Origin of the sequence: Actinophytocola sp., assembly GCF_009379765.1 — a bacterium.
Classification (GTDB): Bacteria; Actinomycetota; Actinomycetes; order Mycobacteriales; family Pseudonocardiaceae; genus Actinophytocola.
Map to the genome: position 1 here is coordinate 62749 of NZ_WHTD01000004.1, position 21482 is coordinate 84230.

General features: G+C 69.9%; 20 protein-coding genes and 3 pseudogenes. 7 read left to right on the forward strand and 16 right to left on the reverse strand.

Going from position 1 to position 21482, the window contains the following annotated elements:
- Positions 1-28: 28 nt before the first annotated feature.
- Positions 29-1067: pseudogene (locus tag GEV28_RS02050) on the reverse strand (cytochrome P450).
- Between the two features lie 120 nt (positions 1068-1187).
- Between GEV28_RS02050 and GEV28_RS02055 the strand changes: the two are divergent.
- The gene (locus GEV28_RS02055) at positions 1188-1829 is read left to right on the forward strand and encodes a TetR/AcrR family transcriptional regulator (RefSeq protein WP_291407939.1); all 642 of its coding nucleotides are present in this window, start codon (positions 1188-1190) and stop codon (positions 1827-1829) included.
- Positions 1830-1836: 7 nt separating this feature from the next.
- Here GEV28_RS02055 and GEV28_RS02060 read toward each other — a convergent pair whose 3' ends face one another.
- Positions 1837-2034, reverse strand: coding sequence for a ferredoxin (locus GEV28_RS02060; protein ID WP_291407941.1), 198 nt, complete (start codon positions 2032-2034; stop codon positions 1837-1839).
- A gap of 128 nt (positions 2035-2162) precedes the next feature.
- Here GEV28_RS02060 and GEV28_RS02065 point away from each other — a divergent pair, with 128 nt between their 5' ends.
- Positions 2163-3269, forward strand: coding sequence for an FAD-dependent oxidoreductase (locus tag GEV28_RS02065; RefSeq protein WP_291407943.1), 1107 nt, complete (start codon positions 2163-2165; stop codon positions 3267-3269).
- Here the strand turns inward: GEV28_RS02065 and xylB are convergent.
- Positions 3266-4747, reverse strand: a complete 1482-nt coding sequence (gene xylB / locus GEV28_RS02070; RefSeq protein WP_291407945.1) for a xylulokinase — start codon at positions 4745-4747, stop codon at positions 3266-3268. The genes GEV28_RS02065 and xylB overlap by 4 nt on opposite strands.
- Before the next feature lie 580 nt (positions 4748-5327).
- On the opposite strand from xylB, the gene GEV28_RS02075 reads away from it, so the two are divergent.
- A complete protein-coding gene (locus GEV28_RS02075; protein ID WP_291407947.1) occupies positions 5328-5498 on the forward strand; it encodes a hypothetical protein in 171 nt (56 codons plus the stop codon).
- 213 nt (positions 5499-5711) lie between these two features.
- Here GEV28_RS02075 and GEV28_RS02080 read toward each other — a convergent pair whose 3' ends face one another.
- From GEV28_RS02080 to GEV28_RS02130, 11 genes and pseudogenes are all read right to left on the reverse strand, one after another.
- On the reverse strand, positions 5712-6887 hold the full coding sequence (locus tag GEV28_RS02080) for an HNH endonuclease signature motif containing protein (protein WP_291407949.1): 1176 nt from the start codon (positions 6885-6887) through the stop codon (positions 5712-5714).
- A 430-nt stretch (positions 6888-7317) separates the two neighbouring features.
- Positions 7318-7936: pseudogene (locus GEV28_RS02085) on the reverse strand (IS701 family transposase); the annotation flags it as partial.
- 340 nt (positions 7937-8276) lie between these two features.
- Positions 8277-9071, reverse strand: coding sequence for a GntR family transcriptional regulator (locus GEV28_RS02090; RefSeq protein ID WP_291407951.1), 795 nt, complete (start codon positions 9069-9071; stop codon positions 8277-8279).
- Positions 9072-9148: 77 nt separating this feature from the next.
- Positions 9149-10555 (reverse strand): hypothetical protein, encoded by a 1407-nt coding sequence (locus GEV28_RS02095; protein WP_291407953.1) that lies wholly within the window; start codon positions 10553-10555, stop codon positions 9149-9151.
- A gap of 15 nt (positions 10556-10570) precedes the next feature.
- Positions 10571-11527 (reverse strand): substrate-binding domain-containing protein, encoded by a 957-nt coding sequence (locus GEV28_RS02100; protein ID WP_291407954.1) that lies wholly within the window; start codon positions 11525-11527, stop codon positions 10571-10573.
- 33 nt (positions 11528-11560) lie between these two features.
- A complete protein-coding gene (locus tag GEV28_RS02105; RefSeq protein WP_291407956.1) occupies positions 11561-11932 on the reverse strand; it encodes an ABC transporter permease in 372 nt (123 codons plus the stop codon).
- Entirely contained in the window at positions 11863-12546 is a 684-nt protein-coding gene (locus tag GEV28_RS02110) for an ABC transporter permease (protein ID WP_291407958.1), read from the reverse strand. The genes GEV28_RS02105 and GEV28_RS02110 overlap by 70 nt, the downstream gene beginning before the upstream one ends.
- Positions 12543-14024, reverse strand: coding sequence for a sugar ABC transporter ATP-binding protein (locus GEV28_RS02115; RefSeq protein ID WP_291407960.1), 1482 nt, complete (start codon positions 14022-14024; stop codon positions 12543-12545). Before GEV28_RS02115 ends, GEV28_RS02110 begins: the two co-directional genes overlap by 4 nt.
- Positions 14024-15433, reverse strand: a complete 1410-nt coding sequence (locus tag GEV28_RS02120; RefSeq protein ID WP_291407982.1) for an aldehyde dehydrogenase family protein — start codon at positions 15431-15433, stop codon at positions 14024-14026. Before GEV28_RS02120 ends, GEV28_RS02115 begins: the two co-directional genes overlap by 1 nt.
- Before the next feature lie 410 nt (positions 15434-15843).
- A complete protein-coding gene (locus GEV28_RS02125; protein ID WP_291407984.1) occupies positions 15844-16524 on the reverse strand; it encodes an iron-containing redox enzyme family protein in 681 nt (226 codons plus the stop codon).
- A gap of 74 nt (positions 16525-16598) precedes the next feature.
- Positions 16599-17672 (reverse strand): hypothetical protein, encoded by a 1074-nt coding sequence (locus GEV28_RS02130; RefSeq protein WP_291407986.1) that lies wholly within the window; start codon positions 17670-17672, stop codon positions 16599-16601.
- A 399-nt stretch (positions 17673-18071) separates the two neighbouring features.
- On the opposite strand from GEV28_RS02130, the gene GEV28_RS02135 reads away from it, so the two are divergent.
- Both GEV28_RS02135 and GEV28_RS02140 read left to right on the forward strand, forming a co-directional pair.
- The gene (locus GEV28_RS02135) at positions 18072-18242 is read left to right on the forward strand and encodes a hypothetical protein (RefSeq protein ID WP_291407988.1); all 171 of its coding nucleotides are present in this window, start codon (positions 18072-18074) and stop codon (positions 18240-18242) included.
- An 87-nt stretch (positions 18243-18329) separates the two neighbouring features.
- Positions 18330-19274 (forward strand): ribose-phosphate pyrophosphokinase, encoded by a 945-nt coding sequence (locus GEV28_RS02140; RefSeq protein ID WP_291407990.1) that lies wholly within the window; start codon positions 18330-18332, stop codon positions 19272-19274.
- On the opposite strand, the gene GEV28_RS02145 is transcribed toward GEV28_RS02140, so the two are convergent.
- Positions 19275-19757 (reverse strand): hypothetical protein, encoded by a 483-nt coding sequence (locus tag GEV28_RS02145; RefSeq protein WP_291407991.1) that lies wholly within the window; start codon positions 19755-19757, stop codon positions 19275-19277.
- 132 nt (positions 19758-19889) lie between these two features.
- On the opposite strand from GEV28_RS02145, the pseudogene GEV28_RS02150 reads away from it, so the two are divergent.
- Positions 19890-20307 (forward strand): annotated as a pseudogene (locus GEV28_RS02150) (CBS domain-containing protein).
- Between the two features lie 23 nt (positions 20308-20330).
- Positions 20331-20780: a hypothetical protein gene (locus GEV28_RS02155; RefSeq protein ID WP_291407993.1), complete on the forward strand. Its 450-nt coding sequence runs from the start codon at positions 20331-20333 to the stop codon at positions 20778-20780.
- Between the two features lie 22 nt (positions 20781-20802).
- On the opposite strand, the gene GEV28_RS02160 is transcribed toward GEV28_RS02155, so the two are convergent.
- On the reverse strand, positions 20803-21336 hold the full coding sequence (locus GEV28_RS02160; protein WP_291407995.1) for a GNAT family N-acetyltransferase: 534 nt from the start codon (positions 21334-21336) through the stop codon (positions 20803-20805).
- Positions 21337-21482: the final 146 nt, after the last annotated feature.

The following is a 21482-nucleotide window of genomic DNA, read 5'->3' on the forward strand; positions in this document are numbered from 1 at the left end:
GAGCACGAGTCTGCTGTACCGCCGGGCGTCAGTCCCAGGTGACCGGGAGCTTGTGCAGCCCGTAGACCGTCGCGTCGTCCTTGACCGGCAGCTCGTCGAGCGGGACGGCCACCCGCAGCGTCGGGATGCGGGCGAACAGCGTGTCGAACACGACCCGCAGCTCGACGCGGGCCAGGTTCTGGCCGAGGCACTGGTGCGCGCCGAAGCCGAACGCGACGTGGTTGCGGGCGCCGCGGTCGATGTCGAGCCGCTCGGGGTCGGGGAAGACCGCCGGGTCGTGGTTGGCCGACAGGTTCGCCGTGAGCACGCCCTCGCCGGCCTTGACCGGCACGCCGCCGATCTCGGTGTCGGCCACCGCCACGCGCGAGGTGACCCACTCGACGATCGTGAGGCGCCGCAACAGCTCCTCGACCGCGTTCGGCGTCTTCGACGGGTCCCGCCGGATCGCGGCCAGCTGGTCGGGACTCTCCAGCAGCGCCACGGTACCCAGCGAGATCATGTTCGCCGTGGTCTCGTGCCCGGCGATGAGCAGCAGCAGCGCGAGGCTGGTGAGCGCGTCGTGGTCCTCGCGGTCGTCGGCCCTGCGCGCCAGGACCTGCCGGCCGATCAGGTCGTCGGTGGGGTCGGCCTCCTTCGCCTTCACCAGCTCGTCCATGTAGGACCGCAGCTCGCGGCGCGGCGAGCATCGCGTCGATGTGCTCGTCCACGACCTGCTGGATGCGCGGTCGCAGGGCCGCGAGCCGCTTGACGGTGAACTCGCCGAGCACCGCGCGCCGGGCCGGACCGTGCTCCGGCGGGTCCATCGAGATCAGCGACGGCTTGAGCTCCGGCCGCGACTGCCGCTCCTGCCTGCGGATCACCATCGGGAAGTTCGGGTTGAACCGGTTGGCACTGACGTTCGGGTCGGTGAGCAGCGCGCGGACGTCCTCGTGCCGGGACGCCGCCCACGCCTGCTGCCCGGACTTCAACGTCACCCTGGTCATCGGCCCGGCCTCGCGGCGGACGAGGTGGCCGTCGGTGGTGTGGAAGGGGCAGCCGCGCGGCGGCGGGAAGGTCGGCTCCGTCATCGATGTCCCCCTTGTGCGGATCTGGCACCTTTGCGGATCTGGAAGATTTCCGTCCGGTTGCTCCCGACGGTAGTCATTCGGACGCGCTCCGTCCAGGGACGGGGTGCGATACTCAGCGGCATGACGCCGGACGCCGCGACACCGCTGCGGTCCGACGCGCGCCGCAACCGGGACCAGATCCTGCGCGTGGCCAAGGAGATCTTCGCCGAGCAGGGCGTCTCCGTGCCGATGGAGGAGATCGCGCGGCGGGCCGACGTGGGCGTCGGCACGCTCTACCGCCGGTTCCCCGACCGCGAGGCGCTGATCCGCGCGGTGTTCCGGGACAGTTTCCGCACGGTGGCCACCGAGACGCGGGCGGCGCTCGAGGAGGAGCCGACCGCGTGGGACGCGCTCGTGCGGATCATGGGTCAGTCCGCGCACCTGCGGCTGTCCATGCGGCTGCATGCCTACTCGGCGGCGGTCGCCGCGATCGTCGAGGCCGACGAGGAGTCCGAGCGCTTCCGCCGCGCGGCGGTCGACGTGCTGGAGCAGGTGATGGCGCGGGCACAGGCGGAAGGGACACTTCGCCGGGACGTGGACGTCGGCGACCTGACGATGCTGTTCGTGTCGGTGGTGCACCAGCCGCACAACCTGCCAGCGGAGGCCGCGCGCATGGCCCCCGGCCGGGTGCTCGCGATCATGCTCGAGGGCCTGCGCGCGCCGGCCGCGGACCCGCTGCCCGGCCGGCCACTCACCCGGGCCGACGTCGACGCGGGCTTCTGACCCGGCGTCAGTCGGCTGTGAGCGATATCGCCTGGCTCGGGCACATGTCGACGGCCTCCTCGACGCTCGCGAGCCGCTCGCCCTCGACGTGCTCGACGAGCACCACGACGGTGCCGTCGTCGTCGCTCTGGTCGAAGACGGCCGGCTCGGTGAGCACGCACTGCCCGGCGCCGACGCAGCGGGCGGTGTCCGTGACGACCTTCATGTCGCGACCTCCTTCTCGCTCTACGGCGACCGTACCGGGTGTGATCGGCGTCGCGCCCGTGACCTGTCACGGATCCTGAGGCTGCCCAGTCAACCTTGCGACATCATCGTTTCCACAGGGAGAACGTCATGACGCACATCGTGGTTCTCGGCGCCGGCTACTCGGGGCAGATCGCGGCGAACCTGGCTGCCCGGCGGGCCGACGCGACAGTGACGCTGGTCAACGATCGGGACCGGTTCGTGGAGCGGGTTCGGCTGCACCAGTTCGCCGCGGGGCAGGAGCTGCGCGAGCGCAAGATCGCCGACCTGCTCCGGGGGAGTGGCGCGTCGCTCGTGGTCGACCGGGTCACGCGGATCGACCCGCGGACCCGCACCGTCGAGCTGGCGGCGGGCGAGCCGCTCCACTACGACACGCTGATCTACGCGCTCGGCAGCCATGCCGACCTGGAGTCGGTGCCGGGCGTGGCCGAACACGCGTTCACCGTGGCAGGTGCCGAGCAGGCGGTGCGGCTGCGCGACCGGCTCGCGTCCGGCGGGACGGTCACGGTCGTCGGCGGCGGGCTGACCGGCATCGAGGCGGCGACCGAGCTCGCCGAGTCGCACCCGGACCTGAAGGTGCGGCTGCTCACCGGCGACGTGCTCGGCGCGCGGCTGTCCGAGCGAGGCGGCCGCTACCTGCGCCGTACATTCGACCGGCTGGGGATCGAGATCCGCGACGAGGTGCGGGTCGCGGCGGTGCGCGCGGACGGCGTCGAGCTGGTCGGCGGCGAGCACGTCGGGTCGCACTTCGTCGTGTGGACAACGGGTTTCACCGTGCCGCCGCTCGCCCGCGAAGCCGGCCTGGCGGTCGACGTCTCCGGTCGGATGATCGTCGACGACACGATGCGCTCGGTGTCGCACCCGGACGTCTACGGCATCGGCGACGCGGCCGCGGTGCGCCGGGCGGACGGCCAGGAGCTGCGGATGGCGTGCGCCACCGGCCTGCCGGTCGCGCAGGCGGCGGTCCGCGCGGTCACCGCCCGGCTCGCCGGCAAGGAGCCCAAGCCGTTCCGGTTCCGGTACGTCAACCAGTGCATCAGCCTCGGCCGCCGGGACGGGCTCATCCAGTTCGTCCGCGGGGACGACAGCCCGAAGGAGGCCGTGCTGACCGGCCGGCTCGCGGCGCTGTACAAGGAGGTCATCGTGCGCGGCGCGCTCCAGGCGCAGCGGCACCCGGCGTTCCCGACGGCGTTCTAGCGGCTCTCGAACCAGGGCTCGAGCCGGCGGTAGGCGTCGTGGAACACCGCGTGCCTGCGCCGGTAGTCGGCGACGCGGTCGGGCTCGGGGGTGAACTCGGCGCCCACCCGCGACAGCTCGCGGGCCACCCCGAACCCGTCGACGAGCCCGACACCGACGGCGGTCGTGACGGCGGCGCCGAGGCTGTTCGCCTCCTCGACGACGGACCGGCGGCGCACGGTCGCATCCCAGACGTCGGCGAGGATCTGCAGCCACAGGTCGCTGGCCGCGCCGCCGCCTATCGCGTCGACGCGGCGCACCGGGTGGCCTGCGTCGCGGAACACCGACACGCAGGTGGCAAGGTTGAACGCGACGCCTTCGAGCACGGCCCGGGTGAGCTCGGCCGGGCCGTGATGGCGCTCGAGGCCGAGGAAGGCGCCGGCCGCGGCGGGGTTCCAGTGCGGAGAACGCTCGCCGAGCAGATGGGGGAGGAAGTACAGGCCGGTGGTGTCGGCGTCGGTTGCTCGGTCGAGCAACTGCCGGAACCTGGTCGGGTCCTCGGGGCGGAGCACCTCGGCGACCCAGTCGAGCGAGGCGCCGCCGGCCTGCATCGTCGCGGTGGGGACGTAGCGGCCGGGCACGACGTGGTCGAAGGTCATCGTGCGCATCATCGGGTCGAGCATCGGTTCGGTGGCCGCGACCGAGACCCACGACGACGAGCCGAGGTAGGCGTAGGCGCCGTCCTCCGGGTCGATGACGCCGACCCCGAGCGCGGCGAGCGGCCCGTCCCCACCGCCGAGCACCACCGGAGTGCCTTCGGGCAGGCCGATCGCCGACGCCGCGTCCGCACGGAGCCCGCCCGCGACGGTGCTGGCCGGCACGATCGGCGGGAAGAGCGCGGGGGCGAGCCCGGCGGCGTCGAGGATCTCGGCGGACCACTTGCCGGCGCGCTGGTCGTAGGCGTTGGTGCTGGAGGCGTCGGAGCAGTCGGTGAGCAGCGTCCCGGTCATCCGGTGGACGACGTAGTCCTTGGCGAGGCAGACGTGCTTCGTCCGGTCGAAGGTCTCCGGCTCGTGCTCGCGCACCCAGAGGATCTTGGTGAGCGAGTAGGTCGGGTGGACGCGGTGGCCGAGGGTCTCGTAGGCGCGGCGGGCACCGAAGGCCGCGTTGAGCCGGTCGGCCTGCGCGGTGCTGCGGTGGTCGGCCCAGATCATGGCGGGCCGGACGGGGCGGCAGCCGCCGTCGAGGAGGACGGCACCCATCATCTGCGCGGAGAACCCCACGGCCTCGACGTCGTGGGGTGAGGTGCCGGTGCGTTCGAGGAGCTGGCGCGTGGCCGCGCAGACCGCGTCCCACCAGTGCTCGGGATCCTGCTCGGCCACCCCGCCCGCGCCGAAGTCGGTCGGATACCGAACGGCGACGGAGGCGACGATCCGCCCGTCGTCCTCGTGCAGGGACGCCTTGTCCCCGGTGGTCCCCAGATCGTGCGCGACGATCATCGTGTGTTCCGCCTCGCCGTTCCGCAGTCACGGCCCGGCCTGGCCGAACAGGTTCGACGCCGAGCACCGTGCCCGACATTGTTCACGAGACGGCGGCAAGCGCGCGGCGGGCCGTCAGCGTCGAGGGCTTCGTTCAGGCGGGTGATCTCGGGGTCCGGGTGGTTGCTGAGCCTCGCTACGCCCAGCGCCCAGCAGCGGAGCAGGTCACCAGCCCCGGGTGACCGACCTCGCCCGCTCGGCGCACTGACCATGCACGATCGACAGCTCGTCGAGCCGCGGCAGGTCCGCGATCGGTGCCAACGTCGGGTCCGGTAGCCGCAGATCTCCAGGCGGACCAGGTTGCGGAGGTCAGCGATGGGCGCCAACGTTCGGTATCCGCGGTTCCAGATGCGCCGACATGCACGTCCTGGGATCCCGCAGCGTCGGGAAATCCAGCGCGTGGTCGTCGACCAGCTCCAGATGTTCGTTCCGCGAAGATCGGGGGCCGCGACCGGGCCGACTCCCTCGAGCACCTTCGCGGTGACCTCGGCGTCGCGCGTGTGCACGGCCCAGGACTCGGCGACGTGCCCTCGGGGTATACGTGGCCTCGCCCGCGTGGAGCGCGATCTGCAGCCGCATGGCCTGCCCGTCTCCCGCGCGGCGGTCGACCGTGGACTACTGCCAGGACCGCCTGTTCCCGGACGTGATGTTCGCGGATCCGTTCACTGATGTGGGCCGCCGGTCGGTGCCGCCGATGATCGTGGCGGTGTGATGTGGTGCAACTCAGCGAGGGCCTGTCGGCCGCAGGTGGGTTGATTTCGACTATCCCGGGCTCGTGCACACGGTGTTGGTGGATATGCGCGCCCGGCTCGCTCGTTCGCAGCGGCCGGACCGGATCTTCCAGGGTCTACCTGGGGATCCGGGATTCACGGGCTCGCTTTGGCTCAGGGCCCGTAGAACCCGGGGCAGTCCGCTCCACCGGTGGTCAGAAGGGTGGTGGTGGTGGTTCGGGGTGGGTGAGGGGCTCGGGGTGGTGGGGGTAGTGGAACCCGCAGGGTGAGACCCATTCCAGGATCCCGCCGCGTTTGATGATCTTCCAGCCGCCGAAGGTCTTGCCCCGGTGGTGGCTGCGGCAGGCGGGGTGCACGTTGTGTTCGTCGGTCGGCCCCGCCGGGAACGGCTCGCGATGATCCAAATCGCACTGCGCGGCGGGCCGGACACAGCCCGGCCCCGTACAGGTCGGCATGGCGGCCTGGATGTGGTCGCGCAACGCCGCGGGTGGGCTGTAGCGGCGCCGCCCCACATCCAGCACCCGGCCGGTGGCCGGTTCGGTCAGGATCCGCCGCCAGGTCGCATCCGCCTGGTAGGCGAGATCAACCGCCTGCTGGGCGGCGATGTCGCCGTAGCCGACCAGATGCCCTGGAGTGTTGTCCACCCCCAACGCGGCCCGGGCCGGCAACGTGACCTGCACGATGATCTTCGCGTGTTCGAAGTCCTTACCCGCCAGCAAGTCCAGGGCGACATCGGAGCGGAGTTGGTCCATCGTCCGCCCATCAGCGCCGCCGGTGTCCCGGAGCTGGTGGGCGATCGCATCGACTCGCTTGGCAGCGACCTGGATCCGTGCGGCCGGGCCGTGCACGGTCAACACGGAACACCCGTCCTCGGTCGGATACATGTCCACCCGCCGCTGCGCCACCCGCTGCTCATGCAACGCCCGCAACGCATCGGCGTTCACCCGAGCCACAATCCGCCGCAGTGCGCGGCAGAGCTTCACGGCCGGCATCTCCTCGACCCGGTCCAGGATCTCTCCCTCCACCACCGCCGCAGCCTCAAGCGACAGGGGCAGGGTGGCGTCGGCGATCTTCGAGGCCCGATACGGGTCGAGACGACCCGCCTTGACCGCCGCCAACGTGCGCGGCAACCGGGTGGACAGGGTGACCGCGAGATCGAGGCGGTGTTGCGCGGCGCGGACAGAGATCCGAAACAAGGCGGCAACCTCGAGCGCGTCGAACTCGCTACCGCTGGTCGCGGCGAACACGGCGAGTTGTTCCAGTGAGTGTCCCTCGTTTTGCCAGGCCGCCCGCGCGAACCCGCGTGCCGTCGCCAACGGCACAGCCTCGGGGGAAGCATCCTCGGGTAGATCGACAATCGGCTCGCACATATGGTCGATTCTACCCGAACTGCAGCGCGGTTTCCGTTTCACAGCAACGGTTTCACCCCATCGGGTCGGCACACACCCACCGTGACCACTGATCGATCGGCGGGCCAGCGGCCGTCGCCGACATCGTGACTGGTCTGGGCGCGGTGTTGGTGGTGTCGTCGCCAGTGTGACCAAGCGTGTGGGCTGGCTACGGTGCGGGTGGGCTCGATGACGAGCGTGGTAAGGAGTCGGCGGATTTCGTTGCAGGTCAACGCGATCAGCCCGGCCGGTGTTGGCCGGTGGGGGACCAGTTCCGGCAACGAGACGGGTCCGGGCTGAAGCAGCGGTTGTACGCCAGCTCACCGCTGCGGCGGTGGCGGCGCACGAGCACTCACCAGCAGCCGGTCTGGTGGGTGCCGGTCTGGTGGGGTGGGTGGGGCGAGGTGGCGAGGGCCCCGTCGTAGAACCGCTGTCCCGTTCGCGTCCGGCTCGGCTGAGAGGTGCTGCCAGGACCGTTCCGGCCGCCCTTTGGTGATCTCATCAGCGCGTTGTGGCCCGTCGGGGGTCGGGACGCGCCGGTTGCAGCCGATGGCCAGCACGGAGCCGAACCCGCGGTCCTCCAGTGCCTTGCGTGGCTTCGGGTCGGCGCCGTAGACCTCGTCACCGGCCACCCAGCGCGCGGGAACCGTCGCGTCCAGGGCGCGCAGGACCATCTCCTGGGCCAGTGCGGGTTGGGTGGCGAACGTGACGTTCTCGGGTACTCCAGCCGCTGCGCACCGTTCAGTGTCGGTGGTCCACGATTTCGGTAGGTAGAGCTCGCGGTCGATCATCGCGTGACCACGGCCACTGGCGTAGGTCAGGCAGACAGCGACCTGAGCGTTCTCGATCCGCCCGGCGGTGCCGGTGTATTGGGGCAGGTGCCGCATGCCATGCGGATCGGTGTCACCAGCGTGCTCGACGATCGACCAGCAATTCTTCCGCGGCAGATCGGCCAACAACCCGCACACGAACCCGTGAGCCCGTCGACGGGTCTCAACACGGGCGAACCGACCCGCCACCCGACCGAGCAGCCTGTCAGCTTCCGCATCCCAACCAGCAGGCCCTACCCGGGTGGCCGCCCCACGCCCGGGACCGCGCAGCTGGGCGGCGGCGCCGGCCGTGCCCTCGTCGTCGGGACCCAGCCGCTGGGCGTCGAGGCTCGCCGTCCACGAGGTAGCGCCCGGGTTCGAGCGCCGCGACGAACGAGTACGGCCACTCGGGGAATCATCAATGGCCAGCACGATACGGCCGTCGTCGCAGCGCGAAACCTGCTGGCGGGAAACAAGTCATGCAGGGGCGCCGTGCCCACGCCGGTGCTCGACGGCAAGCGAGAGCTCGACCAGCGGCGTGACTCGTTTCGCGACGCGTGGGTTAGTGGGAGTCGGCCGGCTCCGAGTGGACGAGCATGTTCGGGACCGAGGCGGCGTTGCGGCGGCGGAGGCGGACCTGGAAGCGGCTGCGGTCCCCGCGGTGGTAGGCGATGAAGTGCTCCACCGGCCGGCCGAGCACGTCCCACGCCGTGCTGTGCAGCAGCAGTACCGGGTCGCCGGGGTCGAGGCGCAGAGCCTCGGCGATCGTCGCGCTGGCCGGCACGGCCTCCAGGAGGCGGGTGCCGTTGTCGAGCTCCACGCCGTACTTCTGCTCGAGCAACCCGTACAGCGACTGCTCCGTCAGGTCGTCCTGCAGCAGCCCGGGCGCGATGGCCGGCGGCAGGTAGGTCCGCACCAGGACCCACGGCTCCCCGTTGGCATACCGCAGCCGCTCCAGGCAGACCACCGGGTCACCCTCGGCCAGACCCAGCTCGGCGGCCACCCCCGCCGGCGCCGGGACCAGCTCCTGCTGCAGGACCGTCGACCGCAGGGTCCCGCCGCGGGCCGTGACGTCCTCGTGCAACCCGGTCAGCGACTGGAACAGCGTCTCGTCGACCTTGCGGGCCGCGGCGAACGTGCCGTGGCCCTTGCGCCGCACGACCCGTCCCTCGGCCTCCAGCTCGTCCAGCGCCTGGCGCACCACGGTCCGCGACACGTTGTACTGCTCGCACAGTGTCACCTCGCCGGGCAGCCTCGTGCCGGTCTCCCAGTGCTTGTCCAGCTGCTCGTCGAGCAGTTGCTTGAGCTGCGCGTAGTACGGCAGTGGCGAGTCGCGGTCGATTCGGTCCTTGGACACCCGCGTACGATACGCCTCCACTTATTCCCCTTCCCGGAATCGGGTGCGACGCGCCGCCGCACCCGATTCCGAGCCGACTATCGCTTCTTCTTCGGCACGTATAGCTTGATGTCGTCGAGCGACGCGCTGCCTTCGTAGACATTGGTGTAAAGGTCACCGATGACGAAGTAGTCCGGATAGGCCGAACCCTTCACCCATTGGTCCGGCCACGTCCGCTGCCCGACGACCCCGTTCTGCTCCAGGTCGCCGTTGAACCGGCCGTCGTACTCGTCCGGCGTCACGTTGTAGTGCCAGATCGGCTTGTCGTCCACGACGAACGGGCGGGTGAACCGGAACGTCTGCTGCCCCGACCGGGCGAACAGGCCGCTGATCTCCAGTGTGTACGCGGTCTTGCTGCGCTCGATGGCGACCGTGTAGTCGTTCTGAGGCATCAGCTCGGGCAGCATCTCGCCGGCCGTGGACAGCTGCTGCTCGGCGACCCCGCCGGAGCACGAGGTCATGAACCACTGCGAGTTGCCGGTGAGCCCGCCGCGGCCCGGCGTGTAGTTCGGCATGCCGGAGATCCACATGTTGACCGTGTTGAAGTTGCTGTCCCGGTAGTCGTAGTACTGTCCGGTCGACGCGTCGCAGATCCGGCCACCGCTACCGGTGCCGACCCGGTCCGGGTGCTGGGCGAAGGAGTCCATCAGCACCTTGCGCCGGTAGTGCCAGAAGTGGTTGTTGCGCGGCGCGGGGTTGGCGAAGTCCACAATGGTCATGAAGTGGAACCCGTTGTACCCGTACGGTCCACTTCGGACGTCCTGCCACTCGCAGTACGGCGCCGACGCGTCCCCACTCCAACCCGGCGTGAACGGGCCCTCCGCCCACGGGTGCTGGGTCTTGCAGCCTTCGGTGGAGTAGCCGTTCTCCCGGCCGTCGTAGGAGATCTGCCCGGCGCGCTTGCCGCCGAAGTCGAGCGTCTTGAGCTTGTACTCGATCCGGTACTCCTGCGGCAGCTGGTTCGTGGGCCGGAAGATCGCGCCGCCGGTGTGGTCCGGCACGTCGATGTGCGCGACCTTGCCCTCACCACGCATGTTCTCGGTCGTGATCGACGGCTCGGCCTCGATCACGCCGTCCGCGTTCCAGTCCCGTGCGGACTGTGACGCGGTGAGCCATCCGTTCGTGCCGAGCCGGTACTCCTTGCGGTAGGTGTTGAAGCTGTTCAGCTGGTCGACCCAGGCCTGCCCGTAGTCGTTCTCGTACCACAGCCCGGCGTCGTCCATCACCGTGTCGAACGGGTCGTCGTAGTTGTCCCGCGCCCATTGCGCCTCGTTCGGTAACGGTGCGCTGAAGTCCTCGGCGTACAGGAGCTGCCATTCGGCCCGACCGCCACCCCGGCCGGCCTGGTCGGCGTCGGTCGGCGCGGCCGCGGCGGGGGTCACCACACCGGTCACGAACAATGTCGCGACAGCCACCACGTTGAGGCTTCTCGTTCGTCGACTCATCAGCCCGTTCTCCTTTTAGAACTCACTGTTGGGGTCGTAGTACTCGTTGACGTTCTCGCCGGTGATTTGCGGGGACGGAATTACCGTGTCCTTTTCCGGGGTGGAACCGTCGTCGAGAATGGTGACGAGCCGCTCGTAACCCGCGTTGCCCATCTCGACGGCGTTGTTGAGGCCGGTCACCGCGTAGTTGCCACCCTCCGCGATCGCGGCCAGTGCCTCCTTCTGGCCGTCGACCCCGGCCAGGAAGATCGCGGCGGTCCTGCCGGCGTCCGCGACGGCCTTCTGCGCGCCGAGGCACATCGAGTCGTTCTCGCAGAACACCGCGTCGATGTCGGCGTGCCGGGCCAGCAGGTTCTCCATCACTCGCAGCCCGCCGTCGCTGCTCCACTCGCCGAAGTCGGGCGCCTCGACCTGCTCGATGCCGGACTCCTTGTCCAGCACCGACTTCAGCCCCTCGGTGCGGGCGATGCCGATCGAGTTGTCCGCCGGGCCGCCCTTGATGATCGCGACCTTGCCCGTGCCGCCGAGCTTCTCCGCGATGAACTCGCCGTTCTGCTCGCCCAGCGCCGTGTTGTCCGGCCCGACCCAGCTCGTGTACTCGCCGGTCTGGAACTTCCGGTCCACGAGCACAACCGGGATGCCCTTCTGCTTGATGGCGTTGAGCGCGGCCGGGGCCGCCTCGAGCGGGCCGCCGGAGATGATGACGCCGTCGACGTCCTGGGCGAGGAGCTCCGACACGTTCGAGGTCAGCGTGGCCGCGTCGCCCTTCGCGTCGGTGACCCGCACGTCCACGCCGGCCTTGTCGCCGGCGCGCTCGACGGTCTTGGAGATCCCGATGAAGTAGGGCGCGCCGAGGGTGAAGTTGACCATGCCGATGGTGCGCTGGTCCGACCCGGCATCGTCGCCGGACCCGCACGCCACGGCCGCCAACATCGTTGTCGCGACGCCGATCATGGCTGTGAGTCGCCGCATGGCAGCTCTCCTTGGTTGGTATGAGTGCAAAACTCAGGCGTCCTCGCGCCGGCGGGCCAGCACGACGGCGACGATGATCAGTCCCTTGAGGACCTGCTGCCAGTAGCTCTGCACCTCGTAGAGCGTCAGCAGGTTGTCGATCAGCGCGAGCAGGACGACACCGCCGAGGGTGCCGGGCACGCTGCCGCGGCCGCCCGACAGGCGGGCGCCGCCGATGACGCACGCGGCGATCGCGTTGAGCTCGAACGCGACGCCGACGCTGGGCTGGGCGATGCCGACCCGGGAGGCCAGGATCACCCCGGCGAGCCCGGCGAGCAGCCCGCTGATCGCGTAGGTCAGCAGGACGTGCCGGGGCACGCTGATGCCGGCCAGCCGCACGGCCTCGGAGTTGCCGCCGATGGCCACGACGGACCGGCCGGTCGTGGTGCGGGTGAGGACAGCCACGCCAGCGCGAACGCGACCAGCATGATGACCGTCGCGATCGGGATGGGCCCGATCGAGTCGGTGCCGAGGGAGAGGAAGCTGATCTCGGTCGGCGTGATCGGGGTCTCCGAGTACACGTAGGCCAGACCGCGGATCGTGGTCAGCGCGGCGAGCGTCACCACGAACGGCGCCAGCCGGAAGTGCGCCACCAGCACGCCGTTGATCGCCCCGCAGGCGACGCCGGCCGCGACGCCGACGGCCATCGCGAGCGGCACCGGCAGGTCGGCGGCGAGTCCGGCGGCGATGATGCCGGTGAGCGCCACCACCGAGCCGACGGACAGGTCGATGCCGCCGGTGAGGATGACCATCAGCATGCCGAGCGCGAGCAGGCCGGTGGTGACCGACTGCCGCAGCAGGTTGGTGAGGTTGTCGTCGGTGAGGAACGAGTCGGTCGTGGTCGCGGCCACCCCCAGCAGCGCCACGAACGCGACGGCGAACGTACCGTTGATGAGCAGCGCCCGGTTGCGCGCCTTGCGCCCACCGTCCCCCGGGTCCCGCGGTCCGGCCACAGTGGACAACTCGCTGACGGTGCTCATGTCGCCACCCCGATCGAGTACGCCAGTACTTCCTCCTCGTCGGTGCGGTCGGCCGGCAGGTCCGCGACCACCCGGCCCTCGTGCATCACCAGCACCCGGTCGCTCATCCCGAGCACCTCGGTGAGGTCGGAGGAGATCATCAGCACCCCGAGTCCTGCCCGGGTCAGCTCGTCGACCATCCGGTACAGGTCGACCCGCGCGGCCACGTCCACGCCGCGGGTCGGCTCGTCGAGGATCAGCACCTTGGGCTCGGCCAGCAGCCATTTCGACAGCACGACCTTTTGCTGGTTGCCGCCGGAGAGGTGCTTCGCCGGCCGCCCGATGCCGCGCGGCCGCACGTCGAGCCGGTCGGTCATGTCCTCGACGGACCGGCCCTGGCGGACCCGGTCGATGAGCCCGTGGCTGCGGAACGCGCGCATCGTCGCGAGGGAGGCGTTGTCCCGCACGGAAAGGTCGAGCACGAGACCACTGCGCTTGCGGTCCTCGGTGACGAGCGCGACCCCGGCCGCGATCGCCTCCTTGGGCGTGCGCAGCCGGGCTGGTCGGCCGGCGAGCAGGATCTCCCCGGCGGTGCGCGGAAACGCGCCGAACAGCACCTCGGCCAGCTCACTGCGGCCGCTGCCGACGAGGCCGAACATGCCGACGACCTCGCCGGCCCGCACGGTGATCGACACGTCGTCGAACGCGCCGTCGCGGGCCAGCCCTTCGGTGCGCAGGAGCTCCGCGCCGGCCTCGGTACGCCGGTCGGGGTAGATCTGGTCGAGCCGCCGGCCGGCCATGAGCCGGACCAGTTCGGCCTCGCTCGTCTCGGCGGGTGTGGTGGTGGCGGTGACCGTGCCGTCCCGGATGACCGTCACCCGGTCGGCGATCGCCATGACCTCCTCGAGCCGGTGCGACACGTACAGCACGAGCACGCCGTCCGCACGCAGCGAGCGGATCAGCGCGAACAGCTGGTCGAGGTCGTCGCCGGCCAGGACCGCCGACGGCTCGTCGAGGATGAGCACGCGTGGCTCGTCGGCCATCGCCTTCGCGATCTCGACCATCTGCTGGCGGGCGACGGAGAGCCGGCGGGCGTGGGTGCGGACGTCGATGCCGCGGAAGCCGGTCCGCTCGAGCAGTGCGCGGGTTCGGGCGTGGGCGGCGGGCCAGTCGACGAGGCCCCGGCGTCTGGGCAGGTCGCCGAGGAGGACGTTCTCGGTGACGGAGAGGTCGGGCACGAGCGTGAGCTCCTGGTGCACGGTCCGAATGCCCAGCTTCCGCGCGGCGTGCGGGTTCCCGAGCTGCTCCGGCCGGCCGGCGACGTCGATCTCACCCGCGTCGCGCTGGACGGCGCCGCAGAGGATCTTGATCAGCGTGGACTTGCCGGCCCCGTTCGCACCGACGATCGCGCGGACCTCGCCGGCGTCGGCGTCGAGGTCGATGCCATGCAGCACCTCGACGCCGGAGTAGGACTTGCGCACGCCCCGCAGCGACAGCATCAGGCGAGCGCTTCCATCACGATGATCGTCTTCTCGTCGGTCATCTCGAGGAGCGTGTCGTGCAGGCTCTCCCGGCTGCCGCCGGTGTTCTTGCCGCCGCCGAACGGAAGGTGCTCCGAGCGCAACGCGGTCGACCCGTTGATGATCACGCCACCGGCCTCCAGCCGTCGCGCGATGGAGAAGGCGCGGGTGATGTCCTTGGTGAAGATCGCGGCCTGGAGCCCGAAGTCCGAGTCGTTCGCGTGCCGCAGGGCCTCCTCGGCGTCCTTGACCCGGACCAGGGGTGCGACGGGGCCGAAGATCTCCTTGGCGATCTCGGGCTCCTCGGGGCGCACGCCGGTGAGGACGGTCGGGTGGACGAAGTTGCCCTCGCGCGTGCCGCCGACCGCGAGCGTCGCACCGTCGGCGACGGCCCGCCGAACGGCCGCCTCGACGTCGCGCGCGGCCTGCTCGGTGATGAGCGGGCCGACGTCGGTGGCGTCGTCGAGCGGGTCGCCGACGGTGAGCTCCTTCGTGCGCGCGACGAGGTTCGCGGCGAGCTCGTCGTAGACGGCGTCCTCGACGTAGATCCGTTTCACCGCACAGCAGATCTGCCCGTTCCCGCGGGCGAGCCGCCCGAGCACGATGGCCTCGGCGGCCCGGTCGACGTCGGCGTCCGCGCAGACGATCATCGGGTCGTTGCCGCCGAGCTCGAGCTGGACCTTCTTGAGCGTCCTGGCGGCGATCGCGGCGACCTCGCGCCCGGCGGCGGTGCTGCCGGTGAGGCTGACCATCCGCACCCCCGGGCTGCTGACCAGGGCTTGTGCTACCTCCGGTCCTCCGGTGACCAGCTGGTGCGCGCCGGCCGGTGGCCCGGCCCGCTCGACGATCTCGGCGACCTCGAGGAGGGTGAGCGGGCACTTCTCCGGCGGCTTGACGATGACCGCGTTGCCGGCCGCGAGCGCGGCGGCGGCCTTGTAGGCGTAGAGCTCGACGGGGTAGTTGAACGGGACGATCGCCGCGACGACCCCGAGCGGCTCGCGGATGGTGATGGCGAGGTGCCGCTCCAGGCCGGGGGAGACGTCGAGCGGGATCTGGCGTCCGAACAGTCGTTTGGCCTCCTCGGCGAACCCGCGGAAGATGCCGATCGCGGCGGTCAGCTCACCGCGCGTCTGCTCGATGGGCTTGCCGTTCTCGGTCGTGAGCAGCCGGGCGAGCTCGTCGAACCGCAGCCGCATCCCGTCGGCGACGGCGTTGAGCAGCGCGGCCCGCGCGTGGGCGGGGAGCTCCGCCATCGCCCGCCGCCCGTGCTGAGCGGCGTCGACGACCGCCGCGACCTCGGCCTCCCGAGCCACCGGCACGACACCGATGACCTCCCCGGTGGCCGGGTTGAGAACCTCGATCCCTGACGGCTCCACGGACCCGACCACGACCACCTCCACCTAGACGGAGCCCTCATCATGTCATCCTGTACGTACAGGATGTCAAGCGTGGCAGAGCTGGTCATCGAGTCGCATGGGCGAGGTGTGGGCATGTCGGTCGGCGCGGGGCGCGAAGGCGAGCGAAGTTCAGCGCGTGCGCTACCTCGTCAGCTGGTCTTTTCGTGGGACGACGCCACGTCGATACTCGTTCAGTACTGTCCGAGTTTCCGCACTCTTCCACGGCTTCCATGCGGCCCTGTTTCGCGTGGTGGGGTGTTTTCTGCGGAATTCAGCGATGAGGCCCGGGACCATGCAGCATGGCGTTCGAGTTTCAGTCGAAGATCGCTCAACCAAGGCTGTCCGGGGTCGCCGGCATCAGGAGGTGTGATGTTCGATGCCGGCGACCCCGACCGTGGGGCTCAGGATACGGCGTCGAACACGCCCAGGGCCTCGTCGAGCAGGACGGCCATGCCGCGTTCGCCCAGGGCGATACCGAAGAGCACGTCGTCGAGAGCGCGCTCGTCCAGAGCGCCGACCGCGCGGTACAGCTCGCGCACGTGATGCTCGTCGACCTCGACGTGGAGCTGGAAGAACTTGTTGTCGAGCTCTGGGTAATACTTGTGGATCGCGACGTCGACCGCGCCGTAGGTGATCGGCGTCATGCCCTCGTTGACCAGCATGTAGCCGATCGCGATCTCGGGCACGGGCTGGGTGGAGACGTTGCCGGCGAGATCCAGCGCGAGCCGGATGCCGGCGCGCTCGCGGTAGCCGCGGAAGTCGCCTTCGGTCAGGCCCACCGCGTGCAGCAGGTGGATGTAGTGCTGGAAGTGCGCCTCGTTCGGATCGCCGTTGCCGTACTCGTCATCGAGGTTCTCCTTGAGGACGTCGACCACGAGCTGAGGATCGGTGACCCGTTCGAGCATGCGAACGAGGATGGTGGGAAACGTCTCGCTCTCCCGGCCTGCGCACAGTATCCAGCGGAGCACCTGGTCCTTGCTCAGCGCCCGCTCGTGGGCCAACCGGATGAAACGGTGGTCGCTGATCCGGGCGAGTGACTCCTCAGTCGCCGCCTCGACCTTCTTGACAGCGGTCGTGTCCATACGTGTCTCCAGGGTAGGAAGGGGAAATGGCAGGTCCGGCGGCCGTGACGGCCGCCGGGAGAATCGGGTCGTGCCTATCGGGCGTCCGCAACCCAGCCGCGCTCGTCGGACTCGAACACCGTGAGGTTGTATTTCTGGGCCTTGAACCGGGTCAGCTCGCGTCCGATGATCCGGTTCAGCTGGTTGAGGCGTCGCATGCCGTTGGCGCACGTCATGGCGACTTCGAGGATCACGGCGTCGTCGCTGAAGGTGATCGCCTCGATGACCTGGCGGCAGGCCTGCGGCATGTCCTCGCCGCTGATCAGCCGTTCGATCTGCTGCTGCGCGATGGTGCGCCGGAGCTCGGGCACGGTCCTGAGCTCCACGAAGAGAAAGGCGCGCTGCACACGCATCAGGTCGTAGTCCTCGGGCTTGTCCAGGATGAGGAAGCTCGGGGGCTTTTTCGAACCCGGCCGGCGGATCCGGCTGGCGTCGGTGATGAGGTACCGGTGGCCGGTGAACTCGCTGACGTCGGCCGTCGGGGTCTCCTCGGGGCCGATCATGTCGTTGGCGACCAGTTCGTCGTGCACGTGGATGTAGAACGCGTCGAAGTCGAAGCCCGCCGGCGCGGCCAGCTTCACCATGACGTCCCAGCGACCGAGCACGTCGTACATCGCGACCGCCCGGACCTCGGGCGTCTGGTCGACGATCGCGCCGACGATCTGCCGGGCCTCCTCGGTGTCGACCACCGAGAGCAGGGCGATGGCCATTACCTCGTCGGAGCCGAGCGCCAGCTGGCGGTGCTGGCGGCGGTGGACGAGAAACTCGGCCGCGCACTGCGTTCCCTCCAGCAGCGGCGCCTCGCTTGCCGGGGCCGGGTCTGGCACCTGGTCACGGTCGCTGGCGAGCACGTACCGGTCGCGCATGTCCTGGAAGGTCTCGTCGCCGACGTCCTGGGCGTAGAGGAGGTCGAGCAACCAGGCCGCCTGCCGGCTCATCACCAGCTTGCCGTCCAGCCAGCGGTTGACCATGGCCGGGTCGTAGCGGACCGCCCGGTCGCTGTCGCCGCGCGTGAGCTGATGCGTCCTCGCGGCGTCGGTGAGCTGTTTGGCCAGCGCCGACTGGGTCACGTTGTGATCGACGAGCAGCGTGCGGAGGGCAGCCCGCATGGCCTCTCGCGCCGACATTTGGACCTGACCGGTCAGAGTCACGCGGCAACGATAGACCATGCGCACACAAACGGCGGTCGCGTATCGCTAGACGGACGGTCCTGACTTTGTACGTCCGCACAACTGCCCGGTCGATCGCGCCTGCGCAGGCGTCCTGAAGACCCCTGGAACGGGCAACGAGGGGCCGGGGGTGAGCCGTCGTACATAAGAATCGAACGCCGCACGCGGAATCAGCAACGGTTCTACAACTTCCACAGGTCAACTGGCAAAAAGGTTGTCGCCAGACAGTAGGTCTGCCTATCATCTTTGTATGGTCATACAAAGATGTTGTTTGATCATACACAGCAGCTGCGGTTCGTCACGGAGTTCTTCCTACCCACCACTTAGGAGGGAACCCCAATGTCCGCCATCGCTACATCGACACTGCTCCTGGTGATCATCGTCGTGCTCATGATGATGGCCTGGTGGCGCACGGTGCTCAAGATCCTGGCGGTCACCGTCATCGTCCTGACCTCCATCGGCACGGTCGAGGTGGTGGCCGCCGTCATCGGCGGTTTCACCCCTGGCTGAGCGGCGACGGTCTCCCGCCGGCGCGACTCTCTGCCGCAAGTAGCATGCGGCTCAGCTGATCGGTGCGGTTGAGCAGGGGAGACGTTCGTGCGGGAGATCGCCGTCTTCAGTGGTAGTGCGCATCCGGAGCTCGCCGACGAGATCTGCGCGCATCTGGAGGTGCCACTGCGGCCGGTCCGCGTGCGGCGGTTCGCCAACGACTGCCTCGAGGTGCAGCTGCAGGCGAACTGCCGGGAGCGGGACGTCTTCCTCATCCAGCCGCTGGTCGCCCCGGTCCAGGAGAACCTCGTCGAGCTGCTGCTCATGCTGGACGCCGCGCGGGGGGCGTCCGCGGCACGCACCACGGTCGTGATGCCGCACTACGCCTACGCCCGCTCGGACAAGAAGGACGCGCCGCGCATCTCCATCGGCGGCCGGCTGGTGGCCGACCTCCTCGTCGCCGCCGGCGCGAGCCGGGTGCTCGCGATGACGCTGCACTCCCCGCAGGTGCACGGGTTCTTCAGCGTCCCGGTGGACCACCTGCACGCGCTGCGCGAGTTCGCCGCCTACTTCCGCCGCTACGACCTCGGGAACACGATCGTCGTCTCGCCGGACCTGGGCAACGCCAAGGAGGCCTCGCACTTCGCGAGCCTGCTGGAGGTTCCGGTGGCGGCCGGTGCGAAGCAGCGGTTCGCCGACGACAAGGTCGAGATCAGCTCGATCATCGGCGACGTGTCCGGTCGCGACGTGATCGTGCTGGACGACGAGATCGCCAAGGGCAGCACGGTGATCGAGCTGCTCGACCGGCTGCGCGAGCGCGGGGTCCGGTCCATCCGGGTGGCCTGCACGCACGGGCTGTTCGCCGACGGCGCGCTCAAGCGGATCGGCGAGCAGCCGGACGTGCTGGAGATCGTGTGCACCAACACCGTGTCGATCCCGGAGAGCAAGCGCACGTCGAAGCTGACCGTGCTCTCCATCGCGCCCGCGCTCGCCGAGGCGATGCGACGGATCCACAATGGAGAGTCGGTCAGCGCGTTGTTCGACGCGTCCTGATCACCCGCGCGGGTAGGGCCGCTGGCGGTTGACCGCCGCGGTCGCGCGTTCTCCGTTGTACGCCGGGCTCTCGCCGGGTGCCGGCACGCGCGTGCCGTACCCGGCGTTGGCCTGGTCGTTCGCGATCCGGCGCGCCTCCCGTTCGTGGGCGAACTCGTCGAACTCCTCGCGGTCCCTGATCCTGGTGAGCGCGCTGATCGCGATCCAGTGGGCGATCCCGATGATGATCAGCACGATGCCCAACCGCCATACCACCGCCTCGACCGCGTTGTCCACCGGCACGTCGATCACGGAGATGAGCGCGAGCACGCCCAGCACCGCGAGGTGGAACAGCACCGACACCAGTCTGGTCAGCGACTCCGCGGAGGCGCTGGGCGCGGACTGTTGCAGGAACCTGCGGCCGTTGCGGTAGATGATCTGACCGTCGACCAGGACCAGCAGGGTACCGATCAGCAAGAACGCCAGATAGCTGTTGGTATCCACGGCTTGCACCTCTCGTCGGACTACGGACCGTGAGTTACCCGTGACCTTCCCGGTGAAACCCGCCGTCCGGCCGAGTTTGTGACCGATCCGGTTCGGGTAGCCCTCGGGTCCGGCAACGAAGGAGGCGAGGACATGACAGTCGCACGCGAGATCATGACCCCCGACCCCCACCTGCGTGCGAGCCAGCGAGACGGTGCACGACGCCGCGACCACGATGGCGCGGCTCTCGGTCGGAGCGCTGCCGATCTGCGGCGAGGACAACAAGCTCAAGGGCATGCTCACCGACCGCGACATCGTGGTGCGGGTGCTGGCCGAGGGCAAGGACGTTCGCTCCGTGCATGCCGGTGAGCTCGCCCAGGGCACGCCGGTGACGGTGGCCGCCGACGACGACGTGGCGCAGGTGCTGCGGACCATGTCGGAGCACCAGGTTCGTCGCGTGCCGGTGCTCGACGGCGACCAGCTCGTCGGCATCGTGGCCCAGGCCGACGTGGCCAGGGCGTTGGAGCAGGCGCGGGTCGGTGACCTGGACCGGGCCCTTTCCGCCGAGTGACCGCACGGAAGGAACACGGACCGATGCGCGGCGAGAGAACCGCACAGGCGACCGCCCACCAACTGGTCCACTGTGTACTCGACAGTGACTCCGACGGGCTCACCGACGCCCTGGAGGTCGTGGTGGTGCAGGGCGACCGGCTCGCCGACTACGTGCGCGAGGTCGTGGCCGAGCTGATCCAGGTCGCCACGACCGCGATGCGCGACACCATCGGCCCGACCACCGACACCATGGCATTCGGGGTCGACCTGCGCGACGACACCGACGACCCGGTGGCGATCGACGACCTGGTACCGCAGTCCCGCGCCACGGTCCGCGCGTTGCTCGCAGACCTCAACGGCAGCCCGGAGGACGCGCGGTTCCAGCTCGATCTCGCGGTGCGCGAGCTGGACCCGCTGACCGGCCTGGACGCCGTCCGCCGCGCACTGACCATGACGGTCGCGCTGATCCAGTGGACCGGTGAGGCGCGGTGAGCCGCGTTCGCCGGACAGGTGACTACCAGACGTCGCCGTCGCGCCAGTCGGCCACCAGCTCGCCGTCCAGGTCGAGCGGCACGCCGTCGACCGGCAGGACGTGCACCCCGCCGTCGTCGTCGGACGTGCGGCGCACCCCGTCGGGCGTGAGCGCCGCTGTCGGCCCGCGCCACACCCGCCAGCCCCGGGCCTTGTGGAACCCGAGGGCCATCTCCGACGAGCCGAGCGCGCCGAGGTCGTAGCCGCCGCGGATGATCTCCTCGACGGCCGTCATCACCGCGGCCGCGTGCCCCTCGCCGCGCCGGGCCGGGTGCACGCCGACGGCCTCGACGTAGCCCGTGCGCAGTGCCCGCCCGCCGTGCAGAAGCCTGCGCTGCACCACCGAGCCGTGCGCGACGAGGTCGGCGCCGTCGCGCACGAGGACGTGCATGCCGCCGGTCGCGTGCTCCCAGTCGTCGTCGAGCAGCCCGTCGAAGACGATGTCGAGCAGCGCGCGGGCGGCCGCACGGTCGGTGGCGTCGAGCAGCGCCGTGTGCGCGAGGCGAATGTCGATCACCGAACCATTGTGCCTTGTTCCGCATCGTCGAATCATTCTCGCCAACATTCTCTCCTAAGAAACACACGGGTACGGTGTCGGACATGACGAGTACCGCGGTGGACCAGGAGTTGGCGCGGCTGTACGCCGACTTCGAGGCGGCCCAC